The sequence below is a fragment of the Actinopolyspora alba genome, assembly GCF_900112765.1.
In the GTDB taxonomy this organism is placed as follows: Bacteria; Actinomycetota; Actinomycetes; order Mycobacteriales; family Pseudonocardiaceae; genus Actinopolyspora; species Actinopolyspora alba.
Genome location: NZ_FOMZ01000014.1, coordinates 159,090 through 175,650, shown reverse-complemented (window position 1 = coordinate 175,650; position 16,561 = coordinate 159,090). Strand labels below are relative to the sequence as shown.

Below are 16,561 nucleotides of genomic sequence, written 5' to 3'. Positions count from 1 at the left end.
CTCGATTTCGCCGAGTTCGATGCGGTGGCCGCGGATTTTGACTTGGTGGTCGGTGCGGCCGAGGAATTCGAGGGTGCCGTCGGGGTGGTAGCGGCCTTGGTCGCCGGTGCGGTACCAGCGTTGGTTGTTGGTGGTGATGAAGGAGGTGTTGGTTTTGTGGGGGTCGTTGCGGTAGCCGTGGGCGAGGCCTGCGCCGCCGATCCAGAGTTCGCCGGGTACCCAGTCGGGGCAGTCGTGGCCGTGGGGGTTGACGACGCGGTAGTGCTGGCCGGGGAGGGGGTGGCCGTAGGGGATGGAGACCCAGGTGGGGTCGATGTGGGTGACGTCGTAGACGTTGGACCAGATGGCGGCTTCGGTGGCGCCGCCGAGGGCGGCGAGGTGGGCGTTGGGTGCGGTGGTGGTGAGGCGGTCTTTGAGGTCGAGGCCGATCCAGTCGCCGGAGGTCATGGCGAGGGTGAGGCTGGGGAGTTGGTGGGTGTCGGTGGTGGTCAGGAGCATGTCGAGCAGGGTGGGCACGGTGTTCCAGATGGTGATGTGGTGCTGCTGGATGAGGTGTGCCCAGTGGGTGGGTTCGCGGCGGGTGTTTTCGGTGATGGTGGTGATGTGTCCGCCGGCGGTGAGGAGGCCGAAGATGTCGTAGACGGAGAGGTCGAAGTCGAGGGCGGAGATGGCGAGGACGTGGTCGTGGGGGCCGATGGTGTAGCGGTGGTTGATGGCGTCGATGGTGTTGGCGGCGGCGGCGTGGGTGATTTCGACGCCTTTGGGGTCTCCGGTGGAGCCGGAGGTGTAGATGATGTAGGCGAGTTCGTGGGGTGAGGGTTGGGCTGGTTGTGGGAGGGGTTCGGCGTGGGTGGCGGTGGTGAGGTCGATGGGTTCGGTGGTGTGGGGCCAGTCGGGGTCGGGTGTGGTGGTGATGAGGGCGTGGTGGGCGTGTGCGGAGGTGAGGATGCGGTTGCGGCGGTGGGGTGGTTGGTCGATGCCGATGGGGACGTAGCAGGCGCCGGCGGCGAGGATGCCGAGGACGGCGGTGATTTGGTCGGGTCCTTTGGGGATGGAGACGGCGACGGGGTCGCCGTGGGCGATGCCGCGGCTGCGTAGGTGTCCGGCGATGGCCAGGGCTTGTTGGGTGAGTTGGTGGTAGGTGAGCGTGTGGTCGTGGCCGTGGACGGCGATGCGGTCGGGGTGGGTGTGTGCGTGGGTGAAGATCGGTGGGTGCAGTAGTCGTGGTGGGTTTCCGGGTCCGGTGTCGTTGACCCGGGCACGCACCTCCGCCTGCCCCACCGGCAACGGGACCGGCAGGGTTCGTGACCAGGAGTCGGGGTCCGATGCCAGCGATCGCGCGCGTTCGGCGAAGGCTTCGAACATGGCGGCGGGCACACCCGCGCTGAACAGGTTCTCGGCGGTCTCCCAGTTGATGAGCACTCCGCCGTCCTGCTCGATCAACTGCAGGTCGATCCAGACGCCCGGGGTCTGTGAACTCATCCAGACCGGCTGTCCGAGCAGGTCGAGGGCGGATCGGTCGAACAGCTCGCCCATGCCCAGCACGCTGGTGAACACCACGCCCGAGCGGTTACCCGGCCCGGTCGTCGTGCGCGCCAGATCCCGCAGCACCGAGGTGCCGCCGTAGCTGGAGTGCGCGGCATCGCGCCGGTACTGGTCCTGGACCGCACGGGCGCGTTCGGCGAACGGAAGGCTCCCGTCGGGACGGACTTCCAGCAGCTGTAGATCCGTGAAGTCACCGACCAGGTGCTCGACGTCCGGGTGCACCGGGGCCCGGTTGAACACGGGCAGGTTGAGCAGGAAGTGCGGATCGTCGCTCCAGGCCGCGAGCACATCGGCGTACGCGGTCGCGAGGGCCATCGAGGGCGTCACGCCGTGGGCGCGGGCGTGCTCGGCGAGCTGGGCGTAGGCATCGCCGGACAGCCACGTGTGACGTCGTACGCTGGCGACCTCGTCGAGCCGCTCGGGTGCTGTTGCCAGGGGGAGCGAGGGCGCGGTCGGCAGCGACTCGGCCCGGGAGCGCCAGTACTCGGCGTCCCGGTCACGGCGGCCTCGCCCCGACTGCGCGACCAGCCGCAGGTAGTCGCGGAAGTCCAGGTCCACCGGCGGTGTGTCGGCGCTGTTCGCGGCGTACAGTCGCGCCAGGTCGGAGACCACGATGCCGAAGCTCCTGGCGTCGCAGACGATCATGTCGATGTCGAGGAACAGGCGGCACGCGTCCTCGGCGAGACGGACCAGCCGTACGTCCAGTCCCTGCCCCTCCGCTATGCGCAACGTCTGGTGGGACATGCGCGCGCGCATCCTCGCCAGTCGCTGTTCCGTCGTATCCGCGTCCAGCGCGCGTAGGTCCACCACCTCGTCCAGCCCGTGGCGCGCGGGGTGGACGTGCTGGACGCCGTCATCGTCGATCCCCGTCCGCAGCATCGGGTGGCGCTCACGGAGCGCGCTGACCGCGGCGTCGAGCCGATCGGGATCGAGGTAGGTGTCGAACTCGAAGTAGAAGTGCGAGCCGGTCCGGAGCGGCATGCCGGGCTGGCGGCCGGACCAGTAGGCGTGCTGCATGGGTGCCAGCTCGAAGGCCTCGTCGTCCGCCGGTTCCGGCGCTTCCCGGTCGGGGCTCCCGCTCCGGTCCATGAGCCGCGCCCACGCGGCGATCGTGGCCTCCTCGATCAGCTCGCCGAAGGTGACCTCCACGCCCGCCGCCTGCCAGGTGGAAGCCAGGTTCATGACTCCCAGCGAGTCAAGACCGAGTTCCGTGAGGTCGTCCTCGGCCCCGATATCGGAGATCGGGATGCCGAGCCTGGCCGCGACGGCCGCGCGGATCTCTTCCGCCCGCGGGGTGCGAGGGCGCTCCGTCTCGTCGGTTTCTCGCTCGATCATGCGGACCCTTCCTTCACGCCGCGGTGTAACCGGTCGAAGCCGTGGCAGATCCCGATGTACGTCGCGAGCAGTTCGTGGGCGAACTCGTGGGAGAACCGGTCGGGGTTGAAGAACAGGAGGACACGGATGGTGTCCTCGGTGGGCACGGCCACCAGCTCCAGTTCGAAGCGGGTCGCGACGTCGTCGGGGACGAGGACCTCGATGTCCAGACCTCCCGCCCGGGTCGAGTAGACGGGATCGGGCATCATCTGGAAGACCACGTCGTCCAGCCTGCGACTCGTGTCGTCCGGGGTGATGGGCAGCATCTGTATCGGCATCGCCTGGTGGACGAAGGCGTCCATCACGGTGGAGTGGGTGGCGCGCAGGTCGTCGGTGAGGCCGCCCCCGGGCGACAGCCGGGTTCGAAGAAGCACCATGTTCGCCAGGAAGCCGACGGTGTCCCGGTATTCCGGCGTCCGGTTGGCGAACAGCGTGGCGACCAGCAGGTCGTCGCTGCCGCTCACCTGCCGCAGTGCCCGGTAGTAGGCCGTCAGCAGGCTGACGAACAAGGTGCTGCGCTCCGCACGCGCTACCGCGTCGAGCGCGGTCGTGGTATCGGCGTCCAATGTGTCCTGCACGAGATCGGTGCGGCGAGCGGCTCCGGGCGTGGCGCGCGACATCGGCAACGGCGCGAGCGTCATGTCGCGGAGCTGTTCGGACCAGAACGAGGTGAGCCGCTTGCCCGCGTCCGAGGCCAGGTGCCGTCGTTGCTCCGCGGCGAACTCGGAATAGGGCTTGGCGGCTTTCGGCACCGCATCGTTCCCTGTGCGGTCCAGGGCGGTGCACAGGTCCTGGAGGACCACGCGGCACGACCACGCGTCGGTGACCATGTGGTGCATGTTGAAGCAGAGAACGTGGTGGTCGGCGGCGAGCTTCCACAGGGTGAGCCGTACGCAGCTCTCCGACGGATCGATACGGGTGCTCAGCTCGGTCCTGATGGCCTCTTCGACCGCCGTTTCCGGGTCGGGTTCGCCGGAGAGGTCGACCTCGTTCAAGGGGGGTGACGCGCTGTCGGCGATGAGCGCTCTGAGCCTGCGTCCACCCCCGGTGAAGGTCGTTCGCAGCGACTCGTGCCGCGTCATCACCTCGGCGACGGCACTTCGCACGCGCGCTTTGTCGACGGGCCCGTGTATGCGGCACAGGGTCGGGCAGTTGAGGGCTCCCTCCTCGCCGCGGTAGCGGTCGAGGAACCAGAGCAGCGTTTGCCCGACGGAAGGCTGGGATTCGGCTGCCACGCCAGCAACATAGCCATCGGCGAGTCCCCGTCCGGGCGGCGATGAAAGAAAAGTGCGAGAACTTGACCGCCGGTACCGAGTCCCGGCGGTCGTCACCTTCACGAACCTGTCGCGCTTTCGGACACCGGCGCGGTCGAGGCTCCATCGTGGATCGGCGGTGTGTGTCCGGTGGTAGCGCCCGGAGGCACCTCGCGCCAACGTACGGCGGGCACGGGCCGAACCCGTGGCACCGTGTGATCTCGGAGGTCAGCGATGAGTCGGAACCCGTTCGAGCGTGAGGGGAAGAACTACGCGGTACTGCGCAACGAGCGCGGTCAGCGCTCGCTGTGGCCGGTGGACGAGACCGTGCCGACGGGTTGGAGCGTGGAGCACGGCCCCGCCGAACCGGACGACGCCCGCGCCTACGTCGAACGCGTGTGGACCGACGTGCGTTCCGTCGGCGGGCGGGATACCGGTCAGCCCACCCTGTCGGAGCACTTCGAACGGATCGTGGCCGCCCACCCGGGGGAACCCGCGGTCGAGGCGAGCGGGGAATCGCTGACCTACGAGGAACTCGCGGCGCGGGTCAACAGGCTCTCCCGACTGTTGATCGAGCGGGGGATCGGTCCCGGCGACCTGGTCGGGTTCTCCATCGCGCGGGGTGTCTGGCTACCGGTGGCGGCCCTGGCCGTCGCGACGGCGGGAGCCGCCTACGTTCCCCTCGACCCGAGCTATCCCCGGGAATGGGTGGAGCACGTGGTGGGTGACGCTTCGCTGGACCACGTACTGCACAGCGGATCGCACGATGTCCTCGCGGGCGTGGCGGTCGTCGACCTGGACGATCCCGAGGTCGGCGACCTGCTGTCCGCCCAGGCCGCCGATCCGGTGCCGCGGCGAGAGCTTCTCCGGCCGCTGACGGCCGATCACCCGATGTACGTCATCTACACGTCTGGTTCGACAGGGGTGCCGAAGGGCGTCGTCGTGCCGCACGCCGGTGTCTCGGACCTCGTCGCGACGCAGCGGACGTGGATCGGCGCCGGGCCGGGTGACCGGGTGTTGCAGTGGGCCTCGTTCAACTTCGACGCGGGCTTCTGGGACATGACCCTGGCGCTGTTGTCCGGGGCCACCCTGGTTGTCACCGACGAGCGCGACATCCTGCCCGGTGAGGAGCTGCACCGCACTCTGCGGGAGCGGGAAATCAGTCACGCGGTGCTGCCCCCCGTCGCTCTCAGCCTCACCGAGAGTGCCGGTGTGCTGGAAGGCGGAGTGCTGTTGTCCACAGGGGATGTGTGCACGCCGTCGCTGGTGCGCGCCTGGGCGCCGAACCGGCGCATGTACAACGGCTACGGCCCCACCGAGATGACCGTCGGTGTCACGATGGCCGGCCCGGTGGAGCCCGATTCCCCGGTGAGCATCGGCCGTCCCTGGCCGGGCAACGAGGTTCGGGTGCTCGACGAACAGCTGCGCCCCTGCACGACCGACGAGGAGGGCGAGCTCTACCTGGTCGGTTCCGGCGAGGCCCTGGGGTATCTGAACCGTCCGGGGCTGACCGCCGAACGGTTCGTCGCCGATCCCTTCGGCGAGCCCGGTACCAGGATGTATCGCTCCGGTGACCGCGGTTACCGCTCCGGCGACGGCGAGTTGTATTTCGCGGGTCGGTCGGACCACCAGGTCAAGCTGCGCGGATTCCGCGTCGAGCTGGGTGAGATAGAGGCGGCTCTGGACTCCTGTCCCGGAGTGGCGCTCAGCGCCGTGGTGGTGACCGGCGCGCTCGACACCGCGCGCATGACGGCCTACGTCGCGGCGAGCGGGGGAAGCGAACCGGAGGCGAACGACCTGCACCATCGGCTGGCGCGCAGGCTTCCCGCCCACATGCTCCCCGCCGACATCGTGGTCCTGGACGCGCTGCCGACGATGAGCAACGGCAAGGTCGACAGGCGTGCCCTGGAAGAGCGGAGCGCGCGGACGTCGCGATCGGTCGGCGAGAGCGGTCCGAGCGAGCACAACGCCGATCATCGGGACCTCGACGGGCATGCTCGGGACCTGGACGGGCTATGCGAGCTGGCGGCGTCCGTGCTCGACGTTCCGTCGATCGGGCCGGACGAGAACTTCTTCGACCGGGGCGGGCACTCCGTGCTCGCGGTCAAACTGGCACGCGGCGTGCGGAACGAGTGGGGTATGACCCTTCCCGTCCGCCTGATCCTCGAAAGCCGGACGATGGCCGACCTGTGGAAGAGGCTGCCGGAGTCGTAGGCCGCCACGGCGCGTTCGCGCCATCGGCTCCGCGATTCTCGGGGGTGAATCCTGCCGTGCTGAATCCGTCCCCGGTCCAGCCCGTTCCCCGGTCCAGCCCGTTCCCCGGTTCAGCGCAGTACGAGCCGCAGCTCGGTGTATCCGAAGAGGAATGTGCTGTAGACCCTGGGCGGGGCCGCCAGCACCTCGATCGTGCTCACCCGGCGGATGATCGAATTCAGCACGGCGGTCAGTTCGAGCCTGCCGAGGAAGGCGCCCAGGCAGAAGTGCGGACCGTGCCCGAGGGACACGTGCGGGTTGTGGACGCGGCCGACGTCGAAGGAGCGGGGCTCGTCGAATACGGCCGGATCGTTGTTGGCCGAGATGTTCCACATGCTCACGATGTCGCCCGCGCGGATGCGTTGTCCGCCGACTAGCAGCTCGCGGGTGGCGGTCCGAGCGAAGTGCATGGCGGGCGTGACCCAGCGCAGCACTTCTTCGACCGCCGTTCCGACCGCGGCGGAGCCTGCCGTGAGTCGGTTCCACTGGTCTTCGTGACGTCCCAGGGCGTCGAGTGCTCCGATGGTCGACATTCGGGTGGACTCGTCCCCGCCGAGGATCAGGCTGTAGCAGTTGAGGGCGATGTCGTCGTCGGACAGCGGCTCGTCCTCCACTCGCACGTTCGCGAGCATGCTGATCACGTCCTCGCCGGGGCGTCGTCTGCGCTCCCGCGCCGTTTCGACGAAGTAGTCGAGGATCTCGTTGCGCGCTTCGAGGGGATCCATCGGATCGGCGTCGTCCGCGTCGGAGGACAGCGCGCGCTTGTTCCAGGCGAGCAGGTCCGGCCGGTCCGACGCGGGCAGCTCCAGCAGATCGCAGATCGTGTTGATCGGCAGCGCCTCGGCGACCTCGGCCGCGAAGTCCACCGGCCCCGTCCCCACGACGGCGGCCACCAAGTTGTCGGCGCGGGTCGTCACCTGTCGCTCGACCCGTCGGATCAGCCGGGGCGAGAACGCCTGCTGCAGCACGCGGCGCAGCGCACGGTGGCGTGGCCGGTCCATGACGGCCAGCATCCGGCCCCCCGCGGAGTCCCCGCCTCGCAGCAGCACGTCGAGCACGGTGCCGCGAGCCGAGCTGAGGCCCGCGGAATCCTTGTAGCAGGCCACGACATCGGCGTGCCTGGCCACCGACCAGAATCCGATGCCGTGCGGTGATTCGTGCCAGGCGACCGGCGCCTCCGCACGCATCCGCTCCCAGTAGGCGTAGGGGTCGTTGTCCACCAGGGACGCGGGGTCGGTCAGGTCCAGTGGCGACACCGATCGAGCTGTCAGCGTCATGTTCTCGGTCCTCGTCGAAGCTCTCGGGGCGCGTGAGAGGTCCCGCGCGGGTCTGACGGATGAGCTTGGCAGGACGGACGCGTCCGAGTAAGCGGGATGAATGAAACCAGAAGGATTCGGTGAGTCCGCCCCCCGCCGCGTGCCATCGTCTGGGCGCCATCGACGAACAGGAGGGCGGCATGGAACCGCGCGAGTGGGTGAGATCCCTGGAGCCTCGCGGTGTCTCCGCTCGGTCGGATCGAGCCCGGACCCTCGTGATCTGCTTCCCGCACTCCGGCGGCTGGGCCGAGAGCTTCTCGACGTGGCGCGAGCACATCCGCCGCCTCGACGGCGACGTGGATCCGCCCGGTGTCGAACTCCTGGCCGTCCAGTACCCGGGGCACGGCGACCGGATCGCGGAGGAGCCGGAAACGGATGTCCGGGTCATGGCCGAGGCGATCAGCGCGGAGCTCGCCGCCCTGGACCCGGTGCGGTCGCTGCTCTTCGGTCACAGCTTCGGCGCGATGGTGGCTTACGAGACGGCGCGACTGCTCGAACGAGCCGGAACGGCCCCGGCCGCGCTGGGGGTCAGCGGTGCGCGCGCGCCTTCCGCGGCGCCGGCGGTCTCGCACGATGTCGCCGCGCTGCCGGACGAGCGACTCTGGCGACGCGTGGTGGAGCTCGGCGGCGTCGACCCGTCGTTGGCCGAGGACCCCGAGCTGCGCGAGCTGCTGTTGTCCGCTCTCCGCGCGGACATCACCGCGCACGGGCGATACGTGTCCGCGCCCCCCGTGGGCCGGCTGGGAGTCGACATCCGTTGCTATCTCGGCTCCGAGGATCCGCTCGTACCCGGTGATGTGGGGCCGGAATGGGCGGCATGGACCACGGGGAGCCTCGCCACGAGGGTTCGCCGCGGCGGACACTTTCACCTCTTCGAGAACCCTCGCGATCTGTTGGCCGATCTGCTGCGGGAGCGGGTCGGAGCCGGTTCGGGGGCCGCGGCATGAACGCGAACGCCCCTTGGGCCGGCCAGCGCGTCGTCGTCACCGGCGGTGGTTCGGGCATCGGGGAGGCGACCGTGCTCAAAGCGGTCGAACTCGGGGCCGAAGTGCTGGCGGTGGGCCGCGACACCGACCGTCTGGAGCGGGTGGCCGAACGCGCGGCACCCCGCGTACGCACCCACTCCTGCGATGTCGCCGAGCGGGGCGCGGCAGCGACGATCGCGTCCGTCGCGCGTGAACGACTCGGCGGGATCGACGCCGTGGTCAACAACGCCGGGCACGCGCGATTCGCACCGCTGGAGCACGCCGGGCCGGACGAGTTCGAGCGGATGCTCGCGACCAATGTGGTCGCGGCGGCCGAGCTGATCAGGGCGGCTCTGCCCGAGCTGCGGGCCAATCGCGGCAGCGTCGTCAACGTTTCCTCGGTCGGCGGTGTGCTGGCCATGCCCGGGCGCGCTTACTACGGCGCGAGCAAGGCGGCCCTGAACTCGCTGACCCGCTCGTTGGCCACCGAACTGTCCCCCGAGGTTCGGGTCAACGCGGTGCTTCCCGGTCCCGTGGACACCAAGCTCTGGGAGGAAGCCGCTCCGGACGACGTCGGGGCGCTCCGCGAGCGGATCATCGCGGGTACTCCGATGGGACGTTTCGGTGAACCCGGCGAGGTGGCCACCTGGGTCTGTCACCTGCTCGACCCCTCGGGCGCCGCCTGGGTCACCGGATCCGTGATCGCCGTGGACGGTGGCAGAACGGCCTGAACCGACATCCCATCGAGCCCAGTAGGAGGCAAGAACATGCCCCAGGACACGCCGATCTTCCCGGTAGCGTCCGCGATCCCCGCCTCATGGTTGTACGAGTCCTTCCGGCAGGCCAACGAGCAGGAGCGGCGAGTTCCGTCGCTGATCAAGCTGAACGTCGGTGAGCCCGCGTTCGGCCCGCCGGAATCGGTCGGGCGGAGCTTGGCCGACGCGGCGCTCGACGGTCGGACCCGCTACATCGACGTGCAGGGGCTTCACGAGCTGCGCGAGAGCATCAGCGACAAGCTCGACACGGCCAACGACATCGACGCCCCGGTCGATCACCTCTTCGTGACACCGGGCTCGTGCGAGGGGCTGGCAGCCCTGATGCGGACTCTCGCGGAGCCGGGCGGCGAGATCCTGATCCCGGAGATCCACTGGCCGGTACACTTGCAGCAGGCGCTGCTGGCCGGTCTGCGCCCGGTCTTCTACGGGCTGGACGACTCGTTGGCACCGGACCCCGAGTCGATCCGCGACGTTTCCACCGCGAACACGCGAATCCTGCTGTTGAACTCGCCCGCCAATCCGACCGGTGCGCTGCTCGGGCGTGACGTGCTGGAACGGCTCTACGAGCTGGCCGCCGAGCGTGGATGGCAGATCGTCAGCGACGAAGCGTACGAGGACTTCGCGTTCGAGTCGGAACATCTGTCGACGGCCTCCCTCGAACGCGACGTGGAGCCCTCCCGGCGGCTGGTCAACAGCGTGTTCACCTTCTCCAAAGGGCTGGCGATGACCGGTTACCGCCTCGGTTACGTGGCCGTGGGCCGCCCTGAGGTGTGCTCCGCGATGCGGATGGTTCAGGAGTCGAGCATCATCGCTCCTTCCGCCCCGATCCAGTACGCCGGGCTGGAAGCGATGCGGGCGCGGGAATCGCTCGCCGAGAACCACAAGTACGTGCGAGCCAATCGGGACAGCGTGTTGCCCACCCTGGTGGAAGCCGGGCTGTTGCCCGCCCTGCCGGGGGGCGGTTGGTACGCGATGGTCGACGTGTCGGCCAGCGGCCTCTCCGGAGAGGAATTCACCGCCGAGCTCCTGCGGGACGAGCACGTCGCGGTCGTACCCGGCAGCGGGTTCTCCGCCCAACCGGAGTTCGGCGCGGACGGGACACTGCGCCCCGTGCTGCCGGGAGGCATCGCCAGCCGGTTGGTGCGGATCGCGTTCTGCGTCGATCACGGGCAGTTGGCGGCCGGTGTCGAACGCATCGTGTCGTTGGTCGAGCAGCGGAGGAAGGGCTGATGGACACCGAAGTCTCTTATCACGGTTATCTCCGTCTCGGAGAGCTGCTTTCGTTGCAGCATCCGCTCTCCGAGACGCACGACACCGAGCACACCGTACTGTCTGAGCACTTCTTCATCATCTGCCACCAGACCTGCGAGCTGTGGCTCAAGCAGATCCTGGCCGACCTGTCGGCCGTCGAGGAAGCGTTCTCGACGATGCGTCCGGCCGAGTTGGAGCGGGCGGTCGACCTGCTCTACCGCGTGGGTGATCTGCTGCGAATGCTGCACGAGCAGCTGGTCGCGCTGGAGCGGTTGCCCCTGGAGGACTTCGCCGACTTCCGACGCCACCTGGGGTCGGCGAGTGGAGCGCAGTCCTCCCAGTTCCGCGAACTCGACCGGATCATCGGGAACGCCTCCCGCAGCGGCACCCTTTATCCGGCGTTCGCGCGCGGAGTGGAACGGACCGGCGGCACCATGGCCAAGATCGTCGAGGCCGGAGTCGCCGCCGGCACCGAGCACCGCATCGTCGAAGCACTGCTGCACCTGGGTAACGGCTACCTGCGTTGGAAGGTCGGCCACGTGGGGCTGACCAGCAGAGTGCTGGGTGAGACCCCGGGAACGGGCGGTAGCTCGGGTGTGACTTATCTGCTGGACCGCGCGACGCTGCCTTTCACGGAACTGCGGTTGCTTCGCGGCGAGGTTCACAGGCGGGTCGCCACCGCGGAGGGGGCGGCAGCCGATGGGCGCGACTCGCGAACCGAGTGAAGCGCCCGGCGCGTTCCGGCCGCTGGCGGAGCCGTCGCTTCCCGTGGGACCGGAGCGCTCCACGGCAGGAGAACGGCGTGCTCGTGCCCCGGCGGTTCGCTCCGGGGCGTCGCGGGATCGTCCTGCTCCGAACGAGCATCGACGCTAAGGTTTCCGGCACGATGTTCACCTCGATCACGCCCGGCGGCCCGGTGGGCGAGTTCGTGGAGTCGATCTGGCTCCACGAGGGCGGGAACCCGGCTCGGCGCGCTGAGCTGCGGCTGCCGACCGGCGCTGTCGAGCTGATGTTCAACTTGCGGGAGGATTCCTTCCGGCTGCCCGGTGGGACCGCGTCGAGCGGGATCTCCCGGGGCGCGGTGGTGGCCGGGCCGTACCGCCGCGCGTACGTGTTGGACACGACCCAGCAGTCGCGAGTGCTCGGGGTGGTGTTCCGCCCCGGCGGCGCGCGGCCGTTGGTCGAAGCGCCGTTGCACGAACTGTGCGAGCGCCACGTGCCGTTGGAGGAGCTCTGGGGAGCGGACGCGGACCTGGTGCGCGAGCGGGTGCTCGCCGCGCCCGATGCCGGGGCACGGCTGCGTACGCTCGAATCCGTCCTGCGCGAGCGGTTGGCCCGCCGCGCCGAGGCAGCTCACTCCGCGGTGGCGCATCCCGCGGCCGTGGCCGCGACCGCCTGCCTTTCCGGCGCTCTCGGGAGTCGGCGCATCGGTCGGCTCGGTGAGCGCCTCGGGTGGACGCCACGGCGGGTGGAACAGGTGTTCCGTGCCGATGTGGGGCTTTCCCCGAAGGCCTACCAGCGGTTGTGGCGCTTCCGGGCGGCGCTGGAGGGCATCGACGAAGCCGGGCGGCTCGGCTGGCCCGCGTTCGCGACGGCGCACGGTTACTACGACCAGGCGCACCTCATCCGGGAGTTCCGCTCGCACTGCGGCCTCCCTCCCACCGAGTACCTCCGGCGACGAGGCGAGCGGCTCAACCACGTGCCGCTACCCGTCTGAGGCGTTTCGCATTCGTCCAAGACCCCGGCGTCGTCCGCGGGCACCGTGGCGGGTATGGATCGGCAACGCTTCATCGACGACAGCGCCCGCTGCCCGCGCGGGCGGCTCGCACAGGAGGGCTACGGTGGCGCTTCCGGCGCGCCACCCGGCCACGAGGAGGTTTTCGACCTGCTGCTCGCGCGGGTGGGACCGGTAACCGGCGAACGCGTGCTGGACGTGGGGTGCGGCGGGGGGCGCCTGCTGGAGCGGCTGCTCCAGCTGGGAGCGGCGGAGGTGGCCGGTGTCGATCACAGCACCGACGTCCTCGACTTCGCCCGTCGCCGCAATGACGACGCCTGCCGGGCGGGGACCGCACGATTGAGCCTCGCCGACGTCCGTGAGCTCCCCTTCTCCGACGGCGAGTTCTCGCTCGTGGTGACCACCAACGCGTTCTTCTTCTTCGAGACTCCCCACACCGTGCTCACCGAGATCCATCGTGTCCTCCGGCCCGGCGGTCGGCTGGTGGTGGCGACCGTGCCGGGACCGGAACCGCCCGACAACGTCTGGGGATCGGCCATGCACGTCTACACCGACGAGGAGCTCGCGGAGCTGCACCTCGGTGCTGCCTTCGCCGACGTCGAGGTCGGCGTCGAGGACGGAGTCCAACTAGCTTTCGCCGGTAAGCCCCGGTAAGCCCCGTAAGTCCAGGCAAGTCCCGGGGCTCTCGGGCGTCGTCCGCCGCCCGCCGTCCCGCTGGATTTCCCGGCTCCCGCGCTACTTCCCGTCGATTTCCGCGACGAGACGTGCGGGAGCCCGCAGCCGGAAGGACTCCTCGATCAGCTCCGCGGCTTCGGCGCGATCGACACCATCGAGCCGGACGAGCAGCATCGGTCGACCGTTGTAGTGGGAGGTAGTGAAGAACTTTTCGGGTTCGGCTTCGAGCAACGCTTCTTTCTCCTCGACCGAACCGACCCACACCACGAGCGCTTCCGGCTCGTCGCGAACCCAGCTGAACCCTCGTGGCTTCGTCCGCCACGACGGTTGCCCGCCGTAGGAGGGCTGTTCGTAAGCGCCCGGCAGACCGCGAGCGATTTCGCGGATCTCGTCGATGGTGACCATGACCGCAGCCTGCCCTATCGCGCCGTCCGTGTCTCGCGATCGTCCGTGACCGGCGCGTTGTCAACGGCTCCTGCCGCTGCCGAGCCAGGCCAGCACGGCGAAAGCTCCCGCCACGACGGCGAACACGATCGTGGCGTTGTCCAGTCCGAACAACGTGGTCAGGTAGCCGAGCAGGATGCTGGAGCCCCCCGCGGACAGGTAGGCGACCACGTAGATCATCGCCGAGGTGCCCGCGCGCTGCTCGGGCCTCGCCAGGGCACTGAGCATCCGGAAGCCGCCCATGAACATCAGTCCCCAGCCCGCACCCAGCACGACTGAGCCGCCGAACAGCAGCACGGCGCTTCCTAGGATCACCGCCGTCGCCACGGCGGCCAGGCCGAGCAGCAGTAGCGGAACGGCCAGCCGCACCGCGCGCGTGCCGTGCCATCCCGAAGCCAGCACCTGCGCTACGCTGCCGACCCCGGCCAGCACCGTGACTGTCAGCCCGCCGACGAAGTGGGAGTTGCTCCCGACCAGTCCGCTCGCCACCGACGGCCCCAGCGACATGAACATCCCGCCGATGGTCCACGCCGCCAGCATCGTGGTGGCCAGCAGCGCGAACGTCCTGCCCTGTCCCGCGGGCACGGTCGGCCGCTGCGGACGCGGTATCCGGCGCGGCTCACCACGTCGGCCGGTCACGGGCTCCGGCATCGCCACCACCCCGAGGAGTAGTAGCACCAGTGCGGCGATCAGCACGAGATAGCTCAGCTCGGTGGGAGCGGGAGCGAACTGCACCAGCGCCCCCGCCATCACCGACCCGACGGCCATTCCTCCCGACGCGGCGATCCCGTTCACCAGCGGTCCGCGTCCGCTGCCCGGCGGTTGGAAGTCCAGCAGCGTGGCGCTGACGGCGCTGGTCACAGAGCCGGTGGCCAGTCCCTGCAGTATCCGACCGGCGCACAGCCACCCGACGCCCGGTGCGAACGCCAGCACCAGCATCGAAACGATCTCCAGCACCAGCGATCCGAGCAGCACGGGGCGTCGTCCCAGGTGGTCCGACAACGAGCCGAACAGCAGCAGGGCTGCCAGGATCCCGACCATGTAGACGGCGAAGACGAGAGTCAGCACCGTGCTGGAGAAGCCCCATTCCCGCTGATAGACGGCGTACATCGGGGAAGGCGCGGTGGAGGCCATCAGAAACACCGCGAGAATCGCTCCCGCCAGCGCGAAAGAGGTGCCGGATCGTTGTCGGCGAACGCGTGCGTGCTTCGTGCCTGGTGGGGCTGTCGTGGCGCTTGGCTCGGGCGGCATGATTCTCCTCACCGGAACGAGTCATTCCGCGTGGGGCAACACGCCCTCGGAGCGGATCATTCCGCTCCGAGGTACGCTGTGGTCATGACCACAGCCCAGCACGCCGTGGACTACGACGAACGCGTGATCAGCGCGGCTCGCGAGGTGTTCGCGCAGCAGGGATTCGCCGCTCCGGTCTCCGAGATAGCCGAGCTCGCCGGGGTCGGAGTGGCCAGCATCTACCGGCGTTATCCGAACAAGCGACGCCTGGCCGAGCGAGTTCGGATCGCCGCCATGAGTCGTGTCATCGCAGAGGCGGAGTCCGCCGGGGAGGTCGAGCCCGACCCCTGGGCCGCGTTCGTGCGGTTCGTGCGGGGATGTCTGCGCGCGCACACCGGGATCGGCGTCGTGCTGCCGCCCTACGAGGAGTCCGAGGACGTCTCCGAGGAGCTCACCCGGCTGCGGCAACGCATGATCGAGCACATCGAGGAGCTGGTGGTCACGGCCCAGCGTGCGGGGCAGCTGCGCGGTGATCTGCGCTCGGCCGATGTGTTCCTGCTGTTCAAGCACCTCAATCCGCCGCTTGCCACCGAGGAGGACCGCCGTGCCGAGCTGCGGCAGCGCTACCTCGAACTGCTGCTTCCCGGGCTCCGGGAGCGGGCGGACCGGCTACCAGGGGAGGCGCCCGACTGGGACGAACTCTTCCAAATGTGCGTTCCCGGTGGACAGTGACACCCCGGATCTATCCGGCCGGTCCGGCCTCACGTCTTTTCGGGTGTTCTCCCGGCGCGTTACGCGATTCGGGGAGCAGGTGATCTTCGCACCGCTCCGTCGGCCGACTACCCTGCGCGTGTGGGCATACCTGCATGGGTCTGGTTCGCCGTGGCGGCGGTCGCGACAGCGGCGGGCGTCACGCTGCTGATCACCGACCACGCGCGGCGAACGGCGAAGAACCGGGAAAGAAGACGTTGGGCGGCGCTGCGTGGCTGGCAGTTCGCCGAGTTCGACCAAGTGCTGCCGACCAAGTGGCAGCGGGGTCTGCTGCCGCAGTACAACGGGGCGGTGGCCACCGACATCGTGGCCGGGTCCACCTTCACCGCCGACGGGAGGCGCCAGGTCTCGGTGCTCGACCTCGTGGTCGGCGGCAGGACGGTGGCGGTGCTGCTCGGGCTCCGCTGTCGCCGGTCGGCCGCCACCACGCTCGAGCTGTGGTTGCCGGAGGTGCCGGTTCCGCCGGAGTCCGAACTCGACCTGCTCGGCCCGGTCGGCTCGCGCTACGCGTTCGTGGGTGACGTCGCCACGGCTCGGCCGCTGGTCACCCCGGACGTGGTCGACGCCGTCGAGGAGTTCGGCGACGACGTGACCGTGGCCTGGGCGGAGAACGACTGGGTGCTCGCGGCGCTCGAACCCGCCGCGGCCGAACCGGAACAGCTGGAGAGCGCGCTGCGCGCGTTGGGCCGGTTCGCCGATCTGCTCGATCCGTTCGAAGTGGACCCCAACGGCGAGACACCCAGCGCGGAGCGTCCCGACGACGAGATAATCCCGAGCCCCACCACCGAGGACGACACCGCCTGAGCCGAGCCCCGCCGCGCCGCGGGGCGCCCCTCGGAATGGCGCGGTGCACCCGGGTGCGGGGCAACGTGGTCGGACCCCGGTGCGGGAGGCCGTGGTTGGGCACCGCCACGTGTCCCACCCGTACTGCTCGGCGATTTCGAGGAATCGACGCCGCCCGAGGAATCGACGC

14 protein-coding genes are annotated in these 16,561 nt (G+C 69.4%); 9 read left to right on the top strand and 5 right to left on the bottom strand.

Features of this window, described 5'->3' with window-relative positions; translation table 11 throughout:
* On the bottom strand, window positions 1–2,880 hold a 2,880-nt coding region (locus tag BM150_RS19905; protein ID WP_139219593.1), incomplete at its 3' end, for a non-ribosomal peptide synthetase.
* Window positions 2,877–4,154, bottom strand: coding sequence for a condensation domain-containing protein (locus BM150_RS19900; protein ID WP_092928833.1), 1,278 nt, complete (start codon window positions 4,152–4,154; stop codon window positions 2,877–2,879). The genes BM150_RS19905 and BM150_RS19900, both read right to left, overlap by 4 nt.
* 252 nt (window positions 4,155–4,406) lie before the next feature.
* On the opposite strand from BM150_RS19900, the gene BM150_RS19895 reads away from it, so the two are divergent.
* A complete protein-coding gene (locus BM150_RS19895) occupies window positions 4,407–6,386 on the top strand; it encodes an amino acid adenylation domain-containing protein (RefSeq protein ID WP_092928831.1) in 1,980 nt (659 codons plus the stop codon).
* Between the two features lie 110 nt (window positions 6,387–6,496).
* Here the strand turns inward: BM150_RS19895 and BM150_RS19890 are convergent, their stop codons facing one another.
* Window positions 6,497–7,702: a cytochrome P450 gene (locus tag BM150_RS19890; protein ID WP_092928829.1), complete on the bottom strand. Its 1,206-nt coding sequence runs from the start codon at window positions 7,700–7,702 to the stop codon at window positions 6,497–6,499.
* 119 nt (window positions 7,703–7,821) lie between these two features.
* Between BM150_RS19890 and BM150_RS19885 the strand changes: the two genes are divergently transcribed.
* From BM150_RS19885 to BM150_RS19860, 6 genes are all read left to right on the top strand, one after another.
* On the top strand, window positions 7,822–8,688 hold the full coding sequence (locus tag BM150_RS19885) for a thioesterase II family protein (protein WP_139219592.1): 867 nt from the start codon (window positions 7,822–7,824) through the stop codon (window positions 8,686–8,688).
* Window positions 8,685–9,437, top strand: coding sequence for an SDR family NAD(P)-dependent oxidoreductase (locus tag BM150_RS19880; protein WP_092928825.1), 753 nt, complete (start codon window positions 8,685–8,687; stop codon window positions 9,435–9,437). Before BM150_RS19885 ends, BM150_RS19880 begins: the two co-directional genes overlap by 4 nt.
* 36 nt (window positions 9,438–9,473) lie before the next feature.
* Window positions 9,474–10,712 (top strand): pyridoxal phosphate-dependent aminotransferase, encoded by a 1,239-nt coding sequence (locus BM150_RS19875; protein ID WP_092928823.1) that lies wholly within the window; start codon window positions 9,474–9,476, stop codon window positions 10,710–10,712.
* The gene (locus BM150_RS19870) at window positions 10,712–11,458 is read left to right on the top strand and encodes a tryptophan 2,3-dioxygenase family protein (protein ID WP_217641772.1); all 747 of its coding nucleotides are present in this window, start codon (window positions 10,712–10,714) and stop codon (window positions 11,456–11,458) included. Before BM150_RS19875 ends, BM150_RS19870 begins: the two co-directional genes overlap by 1 nt.
* A 161-nt stretch (window positions 11,459–11,619) precedes the next feature.
* The gene (locus BM150_RS19865; RefSeq protein WP_139219591.1) at window positions 11,620–12,450 is read left to right on the top strand and encodes a helix-turn-helix domain-containing protein; all 831 of its coding nucleotides are present in this window, start codon (window positions 11,620–11,622) and stop codon (window positions 12,448–12,450) included.
* Window positions 12,451–12,504: 54 nt separating this feature from the next.
* On the top strand, window positions 12,505–13,122 hold the full coding sequence (locus BM150_RS19860; RefSeq protein ID WP_092928820.1) for a class I SAM-dependent methyltransferase: 618 nt from the start codon (window positions 12,505–12,507) through the stop codon (window positions 13,120–13,122).
* Between the two features lie 81 nt (window positions 13,123–13,203).
* Here the strand turns inward: BM150_RS19860 and BM150_RS19855 are convergent, their stop codons facing one another.
* Both BM150_RS19855 and BM150_RS19850 read right to left on the bottom strand, forming a co-directional pair.
* On the bottom strand, window positions 13,204–13,548 hold the full coding sequence (locus tag BM150_RS19855; RefSeq protein ID WP_092928818.1) for an MmcQ/YjbR family DNA-binding protein: 345 nt from the start codon (window positions 13,546–13,548) through the stop codon (window positions 13,204–13,206).
* A 60-nt stretch (window positions 13,549–13,608) separates the two neighbouring features.
* Window positions 13,609–14,838 (bottom strand): MFS transporter, encoded by a 1,230-nt coding sequence (locus tag BM150_RS19850; protein ID WP_092928816.1) that lies wholly within the window; start codon window positions 14,836–14,838, stop codon window positions 13,609–13,611.
* Between the two features lie 84 nt (window positions 14,839–14,922).
* On the opposite strand from BM150_RS19850, the gene BM150_RS19845 reads away from it, so the two are divergent.
* On the top strand, window positions 14,923–15,549 hold the full coding sequence (locus BM150_RS19845; protein WP_092928815.1) for a TetR/AcrR family transcriptional regulator: 627 nt from the start codon (window positions 14,923–14,925) through the stop codon (window positions 15,547–15,549).
* A 120-nt stretch (window positions 15,550–15,669) separates the two neighbouring features.
* A complete protein-coding gene (locus BM150_RS19840; RefSeq protein ID WP_245755626.1) occupies window positions 15,670–16,392 on the top strand; it encodes a type III secretion system chaperone family protein in 723 nt (240 codons plus the stop codon).
* Window positions 16,393–16,561: the final 169 nt, after the last annotated feature.

Bases quoted from the DNA above. Each gene is read 5' to 3' on its own strand.
- BM150_RS19895 (WP_092928831.1), top strand. From the start codon at position 4,407: ATGAGTCGGAACCCGTTCGAGCGTGAGGGGAAGAACTACGCGGTACTG.
- BM150_RS19875 (WP_092928823.1), top strand. From the start codon at position 9,474: ATGCCCCAGGACACGCCGATCTTCCCGGTAGCGTCCGCGATCCCCGCC.
- BM150_RS19880 (WP_092928825.1), top strand. From the start codon at position 8,685: ATGAACGCGAACGCCCCTTGGGCCGGCCAGCGCGTCGTCGTCACCGGC.
- BM150_RS19845 (WP_092928815.1), top strand. From the start codon at position 14,923: ATGACCACAGCCCAGCACGCCGTGGACTACGACGAACGCGTGATCAGC.
- BM150_RS19865 (WP_139219591.1), top strand. From the start codon at position 11,620: ATGTTCACCTCGATCACGCCCGGCGGCCCGGTGGGCGAGTTCGTGGAG.
- BM150_RS19855 (WP_092928818.1), bottom strand. From the start codon at position 13,548: ATGGTCACCATCGACGAGATCCGCGAAATCGCTCGCGGTCTGCCGGGC.
- BM150_RS19860 (WP_092928820.1), top strand. From the start codon at position 12,505: ATGGATCGGCAACGCTTCATCGACGACAGCGCCCGCTGCCCGCGCGGG.
- BM150_RS19850 (WP_092928816.1), bottom strand. From the start codon at position 14,838: ATGCCGCCCGAGCCAAGCGCCACGACAGCCCCACCAGGCACGAAGCAC.
- BM150_RS19870 (WP_217641772.1), top strand. From the start codon at position 10,712: ATGGACACCGAAGTCTCTTATCACGGTTATCTCCGTCTCGGAGAGCTG.
- BM150_RS19890 (WP_092928829.1), bottom strand. From the start codon at position 7,702: ATGACGCTGACAGCTCGATCGGTGTCGCCACTGGACCTGACCGACCCC.